The sequence below is a fragment of the Methanosarcina sp. WH1 genome (genome assembly GCF_000970005.1).
Taxonomy (GTDB): domain Archaea; phylum Halobacteriota; class Methanosarcinia; order Methanosarcinales; family Methanosarcinaceae; genus Methanosarcina.
In genome coordinates, this window is the sequence record NZ_CP009504.1 from 2,407,337 (window position 1) to 2,421,509 (window position 14,173).

The 14,173-nt window shown below is 40.4% G+C and carries 10 protein-coding genes; 8 read left to right on the forward strand and 2 right to left on the reverse strand.

The window, feature by feature from the left end:
* Nucleotides 1–989: 989 nt before the first annotated feature.
* The 3 genes from MSWH1_RS10545 to MSWH1_RS10555 all read left to right on the forward strand — a co-directional run bounded on the left by MSWH1_RS10545 (nucleotide 990) and on the right by MSWH1_RS10555 (nucleotide 4,110).
* Nucleotides 990–2,186 (forward strand): peptidase U32 family protein, encoded by a 1,197-nt coding sequence (locus tag MSWH1_RS10545; protein ID WP_048130410.1) that lies wholly within the window; start codon nucleotides 990–992, stop codon nucleotides 2,184–2,186.
* 282 nt (nucleotides 2,187–2,468) lie between these two features.
* The gene (mch, locus tag MSWH1_RS10550; protein WP_048128340.1) at nucleotides 2,469–3,434 is read left to right on the forward strand and encodes a methenyltetrahydromethanopterin cyclohydrolase; all 966 of its coding nucleotides are present in this window, start codon (nucleotides 2,469–2,471) and stop codon (nucleotides 3,432–3,434) included.
* Between the two features lie 208 nt (nucleotides 3,435–3,642).
* Nucleotides 3,643–4,110, forward strand: coding sequence for a DUF2124 family protein (locus MSWH1_RS10555; RefSeq protein ID WP_048128342.1), 468 nt, complete (start codon nucleotides 3,643–3,645; stop codon nucleotides 4,108–4,110).
* 165 nt (nucleotides 4,111–4,275) lie between these two features.
* On the opposite strand, the gene tnpB is transcribed toward MSWH1_RS10555, so the two are convergent.
* The gene (gene tnpB, locus MSWH1_RS10560) at nucleotides 4,276–5,388 is read right to left on the reverse strand and encodes an IS200/IS605 family element RNA-guided endonuclease TnpB (protein WP_048128344.1); all 1,113 of its coding nucleotides are present in this window, start codon (nucleotides 5,386–5,388) and stop codon (nucleotides 4,276–4,278) included.
* A 28-nt stretch (nucleotides 5,389–5,416) separates the two neighbouring features.
* Between tnpB and tnpA the strand changes: the two genes are divergently transcribed.
* Nucleotides 5,417–5,830, forward strand: coding sequence for an IS200/IS605 family transposase (tnpA, locus tag MSWH1_RS10565; protein WP_048128346.1), 414 nt, complete (start codon nucleotides 5,417–5,419; stop codon nucleotides 5,828–5,830).
* Nucleotides 5,831–6,680: 850 nt separating this feature from the next.
* Nucleotides 6,681–7,838, forward strand: a complete 1,158-nt coding sequence (locus tag MSWH1_RS10570; protein WP_048128347.1) for an LL-diaminopimelate aminotransferase — start codon at nucleotides 6,681–6,683, stop codon at nucleotides 7,836–7,838.
* Nucleotides 7,839–8,229: 391 nt separating this feature from the next.
* Here MSWH1_RS10570 and MSWH1_RS10575 read toward each other — a convergent pair whose 3' ends face one another.
* Nucleotides 8,230–8,601: a DUF4143 domain-containing protein gene (locus MSWH1_RS10575; protein ID WP_156148151.1), complete on the reverse strand. Its 372-nt coding sequence runs from the start codon at nucleotides 8,599–8,601 to the stop codon at nucleotides 8,230–8,232.
* Nucleotides 8,602–8,763: 162 nt separating this feature from the next.
* Here MSWH1_RS10575 and MSWH1_RS10580 point away from each other — a divergent pair, with 162 nt between their 5' ends.
* From MSWH1_RS10580 to MSWH1_RS10590, 3 genes are all read left to right on the forward strand, one after another.
* A complete protein-coding gene (locus MSWH1_RS10580; RefSeq protein WP_048128356.1) occupies nucleotides 8,764–9,045 on the forward strand; it encodes a MoaD family protein in 282 nt (93 codons plus the stop codon).
* Nucleotides 9,046–9,428: 383 nt separating this feature from the next.
* A complete protein-coding gene (locus MSWH1_RS10585) occupies nucleotides 9,429–10,226 on the forward strand; it encodes a UPF0280 family protein (protein WP_048128358.1) in 798 nt (265 codons plus the stop codon).
* A 317-nt stretch (nucleotides 10,227–10,543) separates the two neighbouring features.
* Nucleotides 10,544–14,119: a PAS domain S-box protein gene (locus MSWH1_RS10590; protein WP_052723164.1), complete on the forward strand. Its 3,576-nt coding sequence runs from the start codon at nucleotides 10,544–10,546 to the stop codon at nucleotides 14,117–14,119.
* Nucleotides 14,120–14,173 lie beyond the last annotated feature (54 nt).

Below are 14,173 nucleotides of genomic sequence, written 5' to 3' on the forward strand. Positions count from 1 at the left end.
TATAGTAATTATTAAATATTACTTTATTCATAAAAATCTAAAGCCATTATTATTCCTTGATGTAATTTCTTTAATTATAATGTTAACTATTTTAAGTCCACCAGAAGAGAAATGTAGTTAAATTAAAGCTTCATTGTTTCTACACAACCATTTCAAAATATAGATAACAGAATATACACAATATATAAATATATGTATTAATATATAAATATGGGTATTAGTATATAAATAAAAATAGTAACATATAAATAAAAATAAAAATATATAAATAAAAATATTAACATACAAATAAAAGTGAGAATATATATATACGTTAGGAGCCTGTTCGACCTTCCTATAAACTAACATTAAAATAATAACCTCTCTATATATTTTTATATATTAGCTAAAAAAGCAAAGCTCTTGATTTTCAGGTTTTATAGAATAAAAATATTCAAGAAAATACTCAGGTTTTAAACTAAACCTGAAAAAATCCTTTTAATTGGATAGATCAATTAAAAAGCAATTAGATAGTTAAAAAATAATTTTTTCGTTAAAAATAAAAAATAGTAAAAAATATTGATTGAATTTTAAAAAATATTGATTGAGTTTTGATATGCACTATCATTCATGTTTTAATTCACTTTTATTATTAGTTTTCTATTACTCTTCTCCCATTTCCCTTCTAAATTCTATGTAATCTCTTTCTACTTCTTCGAGTTTTACTTCTTTGAGTTCTATGTCTTCTAATTCGTATTCCATATTATGTACCCCCATGATAGATATCTCTACAGTATAAAGTTATTTTTTTATCAATACGTTAAATTCTTTTCCCTTAAATTTACATTAATCCCCATTTTGAAGACTGAAGTACTTTTATATATAGTTTTCTGTTAACCTTATTCCCTTATTCCTGAATGAAAAAAGTTTGCATTTCTTGTTATTATTTGTGAGACTGATGAAAACAGCAAGGATATTCTTAAATGAAAGTTGAGTCATTTCCATCTCTCATGCATAACAGTTCAGAACCGGAACTTATCCTTGGCGTCAGAAACCTTGCCGGACTGGAGGCATGTTTCAGGTATGCTGATGCCGTTTATTTTTCAACGGACAGGCTCAGCTTGAGGGCTAAGGCAAAAGAGATCACTCTTGAAACTCTGGAGGATTTTGTTTCTGAGATCAGAGCACGGGGATTAAAGGCTTATCTGGCTGTAAACTCGACCGTAAATGAAACCAGGCTTGATGACGTAGAAGCAGTAGTAGCTGCAGCTGTAAAAGCCGGAGTAGATGCAGTTATCGCCTGGGACCCGGCTGTTATCCTTAAAGCACGTAATGCCGGGCTCAGGATCCATATCTCCACCCAGGCAAACGTTACGAACCACGAAACTGCAGAGTTTTACAGGAGCCTTGGAGCGGAACGTATCGTTTTTTCAAGAGAACTTTCCTTAAATGAGATCCGGCAAATCAAACAGCAGACTGAGGTAGAAATCGAAGCTTTTGTTCACGGGGCGATGTGTATGGCAGTTTCAGGAAGGTGCCACCTTTCGGCATATGTCCTGGGAAAATCCGGAAACTGCGGGGAATGCACACAGCCCTGCCGCTGGGAATGGGAGCTTCACGGGGAAAATGGGCTTGTTGTGGAAAGCAGGGGAAAATACCTTCTCAGTGCAAAAGATTTATGCATGATTGGGCATGTGCCGGAACTTATTGAAGCTGGGATAGATGCATTTAAGGTAGAGGGCAGGCTGCGTGACCCGAGATATCTGGAAGTGGTCTCCCGATGCTACAGAGAAGCAATTGATGCCTGTAAAGAAGGGAGCTATACCCTTGAAAAAGTAGAGGCATGGCAGTCCGAACTGGCTTCGGTGTATAACAGGGGCTTTTCTACTGGATTTTATTTCGGAGTTCCGGGTATGGAAAGTTTCTCTCCTGAAAAGGGCATGAACGCCTCGGAAAAGAAACGAAGGGCCGTAGGGGTTGTGGAGAATTATTACCCCAAACAGCAAGCTGCAGCAATAAGATTGCTTGAAGAAGGGCTTGCAATAGGAGATGATATCCTGATTGAAGGAAACACTACCTATCTTAAGCAGCAGGTTCGCTCTCTTATAAAAAAAGGCATGCTTCTGCAAACGGCTGGAAAAGGGGATGAAGTTGGTCTTGCTGTAGATAAGGCAGTCAGAAAAAACGACCGAATATTTATAATCTGATTAATTGTATTACCTAAGTAAATTAGTATTATTTAATTAAAATATTATAACAGTATCTATATATTGGATTCTTCCTTATACGGATTACATCTGGCAGGACAAACTTCAAGCCGGGTAAATTGACTCGATTGGTCTCCAGCCATCTGATCAATAATATGGTTTTCAGTCAAATCCTGACCTGTAAACAATTTCGATAAACAATTTCAATAAATAATTTCGATAAATAATTTCGATAAACAATTTCGATAAACAATTCTCTGACCGATAAGTAAAGGTGATATTTTGATAAGTGTCAACGAAATGGGATCATACGTCATCGAAGAGATGCTCGATTGGAGTGAAGACCTGAAAACGGAAATAATCAAGCTCGAAAACGGAGCCACAATCATTGACTGTGGAGTTAAAGCCGAAGGTGGATATGAAGCCGGTATGTACCTGGCAAGACTCTGCCTTGCTGACCTTGCTGACCTTAAATACAGCACCTTTGATCTTAACGGCATCAAATGGCCTGCCATCCAGGTGGCAACTGACAACCCGGTAATTGCCTGCATGGCTTCCCAGTACGCAGGCTGGAGAATCTCCGTAGGAGATTACTTCGGAATGGGTTCAGGCCCTGCACGTGCACTCGGCTTAAAACCCAAAGAACTCTATGAAGAAATTGAGTACGAGGATGATTTCGAAGCTGCGATCCTTGTCCTGGAATCAGACAAACTCCCTGATGAGAAAGTAGTCGAATACATTGCAAAACACTGCAGCGTAGACCCGGAAAACGTCACTATCGCCGTTGCCCCTACGGCTTCCATTGCAGGCTCTGTCCAGATATCAGCCCGTGTTGTAGAAACCGGAATTCACAAGTTTGAATCCATAGGCTTTGATATCAACTGCATCAAGAGCGGGTACGGAATTGCCCCTATTGCCCCTATTGTCGGAAACGATGTCCAGTGCATGGGCTCAACCAATGACTGTGTGATCTACTGCGGTGAGACTAACTATACAGTCCGCTTCGAAGGCGAAGTGGCCGAACTCGAAGACTTTGTAAAGAAAGTCCCCTCAACAACCTCCGGGGATTTCGGAAAGCCCTTCTACCAGACCTTCAAGGCAGCAAACTTTGACTTTTTCAAGGTTGACGCAGGCATGTTTGCACCTGCAAGGGTAACCGTAAACGACCTAAAGAGCACAAAGACCATTTCAAGCGGCGGGCTTTATCCCGAAATCCTGCTTGAATCCTTCGGAATCAAGCGCGTTTGAAAGGGCATTTGCCCTTTTTCTCTTTTTTCTCTTTTTTGTTTTTTCTCTTTTTTGTTTTTTTCTTGAGATGCATCCGATTCTCAACTTAACTTATTTAAAGGAATGTCCCCTATCTTATTATAGAAATAGATAATGCCGCAAAGAAAGTGTTCAAAAAGCAGGCTTTTAGTAAAAGATCAATAAGAAGAAGATTTAGGAGAAGATTTTCATGCCAATAATAAACACATCTCAGGGAATAGGGGGAATCCTGAACAGTTTCAGGAGCCTTGTCGAAGGAGCAGAAAAAATTACTTTTGTTGGGACTCCTGGTTTCTGCACCCCTTTTGCCGAACTTCTGGGTTTTGTGGTCAGGGACAGAAAACTTATTTTTATTCCCAATCTGGACTTTGAAAAAGCCAGGTCGATCTCCATGGCTCCTGAGGGAATGCAGCTTGGAGAACCTGTAGATGCTCATGCTGACGTCGCTGTCCTGCTTGGCGGGCTTGCAATGCCAAAGATCGGCGTCAGCCCTGAAAAAGCTGGAGAAATTGCAAGCAAAGTCCTTGAAGGGTCGGAAAAACGAAAAATTATAGGAGTTTGTTTCCAGTCGATGTTTACACAGCAAAAATGGGACGAAGTTATCAACTTTGATTATATTATTAATGCCGACCTGGCTGTTGATGTGCTTGAAACCTGATACTTGAAACTGTAATATGCAGGAAAAAAAAATAATCATACTGCTTAAAGCGGTTTACTTAGGAATAGTGAACTACCACTCAGCTAAAGACTGAGTGGCTTCTTGGTTCATTCCTCCCTCTATTGAGGGCAAGTCCCCAAGCTCATCCCCGTAGTCCCTACGGTGTCATAATCCAATTAGATTCTGATCTATGAGAGCGAATTTTTTGATATTGATAGCGGCATTAATGTCTCTATGGTGTTTGGTTTTACAGTCTGGACAAATCCATTCTCTGTCTTTTAGCTGAAGCTCTTTATTGTGGTATCCACACACACTACATAGCTTAGAAGAGGGTTCAAATTGTCCTATTCTCAGGACGGTTTTTCCAAACCATTGAGCCTTATATTCCAACTTTGTTACAAAACTACTCCACGCAGAATCACTTATAGCCTGTGCTAAGTGATGATTCTTAACCATGCCTTTAACATTTAGAGTTTCCAGAGCTACAGCTTGGTTTTCGCTAACAAGTCTAAAAGAGAGTTTGTTCTGGAAGTCATTTCTCTGATTTGTTATTTTGTCATGCAGTACAGCAAGTCTTCGTTTAGCTTTTGCCCTGTTCTTAGAGCCTTTCTGTTTCCTTGAGACTCTTTTCTGTAATACTTTGAGCCTTTTAAGAGAGTTTTTCAAGTACTTTGGATTCTCAACCTTTTCTCCTGTTGAAAGGACAGCAAAGTCTTTGATACCTACATCAATTCCTACTGTTGTTGATTCTGTGAAAGTTTCCTTTACTGGAAGTTCTTTTCCATCTTCAACAAGGATACTGATATAGTAATGTCCTTTACATGTCCTTGATACCGTAGCCGTTTTAGGCTCTCCTTCAAACTTCCTGTGAAGAACTGCTTTAATTGGTTCTATTTTAGGAAGCTTGATAGTATTATTTTCAAAGTTTACAGTGTAGTGTTGAGGTACAGGGAAAGACTGTATCGGATTCTTTTTTGATTTGAACTTTGGAAACCCTGTTTTCTCTCTAAAGAATCTAGTGAAAGCGGATTCAACCTGCTTAGTCATCCCCTGTAATGATTGAGAGTTAACTTCTCCTAACCACTCATTAGAAGCCTTTAGAGTAGGAATTAATTTGTTTAAGTCAAATCTGGAAATTGATTCCCCTGTCTGCTCATAAGTTTTAATTTTCTGGTCAAGTGCCCAATTATAGACAAATCTACAGCTACCTATATGCTGATTCAATTGAATAGCTTGTGTAGTTGTAGGATAGAGTCTAAATTTGAACGTTTGCATCATACAAAGGCATTATATGCTTTAACAACACATGTACATTTTGGTAAATACGAAGTATGAAACACGGAATCATAGCAAATTTTTGTTAATGTATCATGTTATTTTTGTTTGCAAATACCGAAAAGTCATACTTGAACCAATTAGCGAAGAACTCAAACAGATTAGGATTGACATTTCAAAAGAGTCTAACTTTGAAATCCTTGAAATGGAAACTGACAAAGACCATATTCATTTCTTGATCAAGAGTGAGCCGAAAGTTAGCGTTTTGTCAATTGTCAGAAAATTGAAACAAGAATATACTAACAGGTTATGGAAAACTCAAAAAGAATATATGAAAAAGTATTATTGGGGTGAGAATACGTTATGGAGTGATGGTTATTTTGCGTCTACTATCGGAAATGTTAGTAAAGAGGCGGCAGAATACTACATACGGAATCAGGGTTGAAGTTGACGCTTATATCCCCTGAGCTAAAGACTCAGGGGTTTTACGCTTCTTCATATAAACTTTTTCATAAGAGGGTAAGAAGTTTGCCAGAGAGAAGGGTTCTGATGTTTTCACTCAAGGATCTGGATTCAATTGAAGATTGAGAGGTTCTTTTTCTGGTTTCCTTTCTGAAGAGATTAAGTACACCACTAGAAAAATAGGGTTATGGTCACGAGCGACCTGGAGAAAAGAGCTCAAAAAGTCAGCCGGGGGTCTGCAACCCGGAAAGAACATTACCCACTGGCCAGCCTGAAAGAGTTTTTAAAGGAAGAAGCGTGAAACCCATGAAATCTTAATTTCATGGGATATAAGCGTCAACTTCCTCAACATTATTTTTGATATGCGTTGCCTTCATATGTACCATCGTCTAATATTATATTAGATTAAGGTATGTGAAAATCAAGCAACCTTTTTCCAAGAGTTTACCATCTGGCTCGATAGGTTTTGAATAAATCCACTGTACCAAGTTCATATTCATGTAAAGCCGAAACTGATGTCATGTTAAACCTAAACGGATGAATGGACAGAACTCAGTAGGGATGGTATAGCCCGAATTAACGCTCATGGAGATGCCGATGGTCTTCTATGAAGTGAGAAGCCGCTAAGTCTTTAGCTTAGGGGTAGTTCACATGTATTTATCAAATCCTGCTTTACTTTTGTCATCCGGTGCTAACAGGTAAACTACACCTGCAATCGTACAGTATAAATTTATTATAAAGAAATATCATATCCATCCCATACCTTTTAATATTCCCAACACCGTAACTATGCAGACCTACACACTCATAATCATAATCAGGTGACTTTTCCAATGTATTCTGACCGCATAAACGCATTACCACCATATCTTTTTGCAGCGATCGATGAAGCTAAGGACGAAATGATTGCAAAGGGAGTGGACGTGATCGATCTCGGGGTAGGAGACCCTGATCTGCCGACCCACCCCCACATTGTGGAAGCTTTGCGCGAGGCTGTTCTTGACCCAAAGACACACCAGTACCCTTCTTATGCGGGGATGCCGGAGTTTCGGAAAGCTGCGGCTGAATGGTGTAAGAAATATAAGGGAATTGAGCTTGACCCTTCAACCGAGGTAATTTCCCTCATTGGGTCAAAGGAAGCGGTTGCACATATTCCACTCGCCTTTGTCAATCCAGGCGATGTCGTGCTCTATACCGAGCCAGGGTATCCAGTTTATAAGATAGGTACTCTTTTTGCGGGCGGAGAGCCGTATCCACTGCCTCTAAAGGCTGAAAACAACTTCCTGCCTGACCTGGACTCGATTCCAGCAGATGTCCTGAAAAAGGCAAAGCTCTTCTTCTTCAACTACCCGAACAATCCCACCTCGGCAACTGCTGACATGGCGTTCTTTGAAAAGGTCGTTGAGTTCTGCAAGAAAAACGATATCGTTGCAGTGCACGACAATGCATACTGTCAGATGATCTATGACGGGTATGAGGCTCCTTCTTTCCTTGCAGCAAAAGGGGCAATGGACATAGGAATAGAACTTTACTCTCACTCCAAGACCTATAACATGACCGGCTGGAGGCTCGGGTTTGCAGTCGGAAACAAAGCTCTCATAAAGGGGCTCGGGAAGGTTAAGTCTAATGTGGACTCTGGCGTTTTTGATGCGATCCAGATAGCAGGCATTGCAGCTCTTTCCTCTTCCCAGACCTGCGTTGATGATACCAACCTGGTCTACGAAGAAAGACGCAACGCTCTTATCGAAGGGCTCAAAGCCATGGGCCTTGAAGTAAAACCACCAAAAGCTACCTTCTATATCTGGGCTCCTGTCCCAAAAGGCTTTACCTCAATCAATTTTGCAAAACTCCTCCTCGAAGAAGCCGGAATCGTTGCAACCCCCGGAGTTGGTTTCGGAGACGCTGGCGAAGGTTACATCAGGTTCGCCCTCACCAAGCCGGTCGAGAGGATAAAAGAAGCTGTAGAAAGGATGAAGAAACTGCATTTCTGAACCGAATTAGAACAAATCAGTTAAAAGGATCAAAAGTCAGGCGGCGTAATTCTTAAATCTGCCACCTCCTTTTCTCACTTCCTTTTCTCGTATACTTGTTTCAGGAATGTATTTTATTCAAATATTATCAATAGTCTAGGGCCTTTTACCTGCTTTTTTGGTTGTTCATAACTTCAAATCCGGGATCATTGTACGGCATCTTCCAGAAGCCATTTCCAGATTGGTATGACAATTATTTTTTTTCCCTCTATATCGAATTCGTCTTTGGTGTTTTCTTTGAGGATAAGACCCTCTTCAAGATCATATGCCTTCAGTGCTTCGAGAAGACCCTCTATTTCTCTGTTCTTTGTTTTTGGGTTATCCAGGCTTTTTGTTGCCTGTATTGCTTCTTTTACTTCGGTTCCCTCTCAGGTATGAACACAAGGTTTTCAAGCATCTTTTCTCTGTCTTCAGAGAACCTGAATGATATGTTTTGAGCAAGCCCTGTATCTATAAAATAGACTTTTTTGTTTGAGTATATTTGTTTATTCAGCGATTCCGAATACATGGGAATCGTGAACATGAGGTAACTGTTTTCAAAATAATTCAGGTATTCTTTTATTGTAGTCGGGTTCGAAACTTGCAGGGTTTTCCTTAATGAATTGAGACTTAATTCTTTTCCGATGTTCGAGTTTTCCGATGTTCGAGTTTTCCGATGTTCGAGTTTTCCGATGTTCGAGTTCATCATGAAAGCTTGAGTACTCTTATTTATGAGCCCCTGCATAATTCTATAAGATCCAAATTTTAAGAGGATAAGATCCAAATTTTAAGAGGATACAGATCAGAATTTCAGGTTCAAAAAAATTCCATATTAGAAAATCGGAAAATTAGGAAATTCTTGTCAGGAAAGTTCCCTACATTTTATCGAAAAAGGAAGAGCACAACAATGATAATTCTGGTAAAGTTTCTTGAATCCGTGCAGGAGATTACGGGGCAGCAGGAAATCTCAGTTAAGATAGGGAAAGGGGATACCGTACACACTGTCCTTTTTGCTCTGGCCTACAATTACGGGCATGATTTCTATGCTGTTACCATCGGCGACGAAAGCGAGACCCCTAAAATAAGGATAATGCTGAACGGAAGGGACATAGGGTATCTGGACGGGTTCGAAACAGACGTGAAAAGTGGAGACGTTCTGGTTCTGTCCTCACAGGAGACATTACCATGAGCCTCCGGATTAATAGCCACATAAACCCGGAAAACGGCTGTATTTGCACCCAACAAAATGCGCTTACAGGCTCATTTTGTTTCAAATAATTTGCAAACCTAACTGACCGTTCAACTTTGATTTATTACTTTTTTCTTTTTACTTTACTGCCTGCCCAGGACAAAAATGACCTCAAATGAGATCTCACGTTCTTTCTTTTCACTCGCCGCTCTCCACTTGAACCCACCCGCGTACCGAAACTATAAACGAACTCAGTAGCTGTGCAGGGGCTTGAATTCCAAAAAATCAACCATGTCGCAGGAGACAACCAAAAAACCAGACCCAAAAAAATCAGACCCAAAAAAACACTTATTTTTTAAGCCATAACTTCCTTACAGAGCAACATGCCAGATCCCACAAAAGAATCCGCAAAAGAGCCTGCGAATGAGCCAGAAAAAGGACTTGAAAAAAGACATGTAAAGCCCGCCATCAAAGAGTATTTCCAGCTAAGGGAAACCATTGTTACGATTGCAGCTGACGACCCTGTCCACATCAAAGCCGCAAAAGACGCCATCAGAGTTCACAGGGCAGCTCTTGAAAATTACATCCTCTCTGACCCTTATTTTCAGCTCACCCTGGAACCCTACGAATGTCCAAAAAACGCCCCTGAAGCAGTCCGGAGGATGGTAAAAGCCGGAAACACTATGGAGATCGGGCCCATGAGTGCGGTTGCGGGCACAATTTCTGCCCTTGCCGTGGAAGCTATGGTAAAAGCCGGAGCAAAATATGCTATTGTCGATAATGGTGGAGATATTGCACTTATCAACGACCGGCCAGTTGTAGTCGGGATCTATGCAGGGCAGTCTCCGATTAAAAACCTGGGATTAATTTTCGAGCCCCGTGACTCGATTACAGGTATCTGTACCTCGGCAGGGACAGTGGGACCTTCAATCAGCTTTGGGATGGCGGATGCAGCTGCAGTATTTTCGGATGACATTTCCCTGGCGGATGCGGCTGCAACTGCACTCGGGAACGAGGTGGGGATAGGAAAGGAATCAGTAGAGTCTTCCTTTAAAGCAGTAAAAGGGGTTCCAGGAATTAAAGGTGCACTCGTGATCCAGGGGGAATACATAGGAATGTGGGGAGAAGTACCGAAAATCACACGAGCAGATGTCAGATACGAATACATCACCAAAGCGTGAATATTCACCTGAAGCCTTTTAGAAACGCTTTTATGTCTAAAGGATTTATTTTCATAGGACTTGTATTAAAAATAGCCTTTTGGCTTGAATTTTTCAACACCAGGGTAAAAACATTAATATATTATCAATTTTTATTTATTATGAGTTATTTTTATTTCCAAGCAGATAGATTCTATTTTTTTTCAATATATCAAAGAGTATATTCTGCTTAATTTGCCAGGTTTCAGAAAAATTTCCTCCTCTCAAAAATGACAATTACTAACATGCAATTGAATATTATCTTTCATGATTATATTTCCTAGTGAGGAAGATACAGAATGAATGAATATTTGAGGCAGTCTGGTATTGATTTCATTGGGAATGTGCCCTGGGGGACACACTTTTGCCAATTCTACCAGACAAAAGAGGATTTGACTGATATACTTGTTCCCTATTTTAAAGCAGGACTGGAAAATAAAGAATTTTGTATGTGGGTAACATCACAGCCTCTGGATGTGGGAGAGGCAAAAGAAGCTTTAAAAAAGGTTATTTCTGATATTGATGTTTATCTGGAGAAAGGGCAAATCGAAATTATTCCTTACACTCATTGGTATGTAAAAGAAGGGGTTTTCAATTCAGATAGAATCTTAAATGATTGGGTTGAAAAACTCAATTATGCTCTGGAAAGGGGCTATGAAGGACTGAGGTTGGCAGGGAACACTTCCTTGCTGGAAAAAGAGGATTGGGAGAATTTTGTAGAGTATGAGAAAAAAATGGATTCGGTTATTAGCAGTTGCCGTATGATAGCTCTGTGCACCTATTCTCTCGATGTTCACGGTGTAACTGAAGCCATAGGTATTGCCGCAAATCATCAATTCACTCTAGTTAAAAAGGAAAGAAAATGGGAGAAGATCAAAAGTTCCAACCGACAAAATATAATCGAGAGAAAGCGGACAGATGAGGCGCTGCGCCAGAGTGAACAGCGCGTCAGGCTGAAATTGGGAAACATTCTCTCGCCCTCCCGGAAGATGGCTAACCTGGAGCTTGCTGATATTATTGATGCCCAGGCGATCAAGTCTCTCATGGATGAGTTCTATAAGCTTACTCAGATTCCCGTTGGCCTGCTCGATCTCAAAGGCAATATTCTGGTAGGCGTTGGATGGCAAGATATATGCACCGAATTCCACAGGATCCACCCTGAAACCTGCAAGCACTGCGTGGAAAGCGACACAAAGCTATCCGTAGGTGTTGCCCCTGGAGAGTTTAAGCTGTACAGGTGCAAGAACAACATGTGGGATACAGCAACCCCAATCATTGTGGGAGACCAGCACATCGGCAATATCTTTTTAGGACAGTTCTTTTTTGAGGACGAGCCTCTGGACTATGAGCTTTTCCGGACCCAGGCCAGACAATACGACTTCAATGAGAAGAAATACATAGCAGCGCTGGAAAAAGTTCCAAGATTAAGCAGAGAGACTGTGAATACAATCATGGTCTTCTTCATGAAACTTGCCAACATGCTTTCACAGCTAGGCTACAGCAATATTAAGCTGGCCCGGTCGCTGGCGGAACGCGATGTCCTGGTGGACGCGCTGCGGAAGAGTGAAAAACGTGAGCGTGCTCGCTCGGAGGAACTGGCAGTAGTATTGGATGCCGTGCCTGTTGCGGTATTTTTCGCATGCGATCCAGAGGCGCTTCACATAACCGGTAACCGCCTCTCATATGAATGGCTACGGATTCCTGTAGGTACAAACTTTTCCAAGTCCACTCCTGAAGGAGAGCAGCCTGAGATGTTTAAGTTATTCAAGGATGGAGTGGAGCTGCCGCCTGAAAATATGCCATCGCAGATGTCGGCTACAGGCATAGAGATAAACAACTGTGAGCTAGATATTGCATCTTCTGACGGTGAAATACGACATATATTGGGCAATGCCAGACCCTTGCATGACGAGCAGGGAAACCTGCGCGGATCAATTTCTGCATTCATAGATATCACCGAGCGCAAAAAAGCAGAAGAAGCTCTAAAAAAAGTACATGAAAACCTGGAAGAAAAAGTAAAAGAACGAACAACCCAGCTTGAAAAGGCTTATAAATCGTTAAAAGAAAGTGAAAAAGAGCTAGCTGAAGCTCAAAAAATGGCTCATATTGGAAATTGGGATTGGGATATTACAACTGATAAAACATACAGGTCTGAAGAACTGTATCGTATTTTTGGACGCGAGCCTCAAGAATCAGGTGCATCTTTCGATGAATTTTTAAATTTTGTACACCCCGACGATCGAGAATATGTGAATAATTCAAGAGACTATTTGAATATCATTAAGAAAGGGTTAAGTGGGGAGTCCCAAGGCATTGATTATCGGATTATCTTAGATGATGGGGAAGAACGCACAGTCCATTCACAAACCGAAGTTATTTTTGATGAGAAAAATACCCCAATTCGAGTGAAGGGAACAATTCAGGATATTACTAAGTTTAAAAAATCAGAAGAAAAAATTAAGAATTTAGCGGATATTGTGGAATCGTCAAATGATGCTATTGGAACTCTATCACTTGACGGTGTTATTACAGGCTGGAACAAAGGAGCAGAGCAGGTTTATGGTTATTCAGCCAAAGAAATTCTTGGAAAGACAGTATCCATCCTGGCTCCATCTCATTTAGATGAAGAAACAAAAAGATTAGCTGAAATGGTCAAAAAGGGAGAAAAAATCTACAATTATGAGACTTCAAGGTTAAGAAAAGACGGGAAGGTAATAGATGTTTCATTAAACCTTTTTCCGGTTTTTGACATCTCTGGAAAGCTGACCACTATCTCAGTTATTTCCAGAGATGTAACCGAAAGCAAAAAAGCAGAAGAAAAACTTAAAGAAAGTGAGGAAAAGTACCGCAACATCGTGGAGACAGCCAACGAAGGTATATGCGTAATGGATGCCGATACCATAGTCACTTATGCTAATAAAAAAATGATTGACATGCTCGGATACACCCTGGAAGAAGGGATTGGCAGACCTATATTGGACTTTTTCAGTGAAGAAAGTAAAGCTATCGTCAAACTGAATGTGGAAAAAAGGCGGCAGGATGTCAATGAAAACCATGAATATAAATTAATACGTAAGGATGGTTCATCCTTATGGGTGCTTATAAGTTCTAAATTCCTTTTTGATAAGGATGGCAAGTTTATGGGCTGGATAAGCATGCTTACTGACATCACCAAACGAAAAGAAGCTGAAAAAACCCTGGAAAACACCGAGATTGCCCGTAAAAAAGAAATCCACCACAGAATTAAGAATAACCTGCAGGTAATTTCCTCTCTGCTGGACCTGCAGGCTGAGAAGTTCAATAATAAAGAGTATATTAAGGATTCAGAAGTTCTGGAAGCCTTCAGGGAAAGCCAGGACAGAGTAATATCCATTGCCCTAATTCATGAAGAGCTGCACTCAGGAGGAGGATCCGACACTCTGAATTTCTCACCGTACCTGGAGAAGCTCGTTGAGAACCTTTTCCTAACATACAGCCTTGGTGATGTCGATATCAGCTTAGACATGGATCTTGAAAAAAACATTTTCTTTGACATGGACACTGCAGTTCCCTTAGGGATAATTGTCAATGAACTTATTTCTAATTCCTTGAAACATGCATTTCCAGGCAGGAACATGGGGGAAATTAAGATCAAATTAATTAAGGAAGAAAAAGTAGGAAATGAGCTGAGTAATGATGAAGAACCTGCTGAAAAAGCTACCGGTTATACTCTGATTGTTTCAGATGACGGAGTTGGCATTCCCGAAAAAATTGATTTAGAAAATTCAGATACACTTGGTCTGCAGCTTGTAAACATTCTGGTAAATCAGTTAGATGGCGAAATCAAGTTAAAAAGGGATGCAGGTACTGAATTCAAGATAAGAATTAATGTATAACCGGTTTATACTCATTTATTCACTTTCTACTTCTTTCAATTATGGTGAGACCTG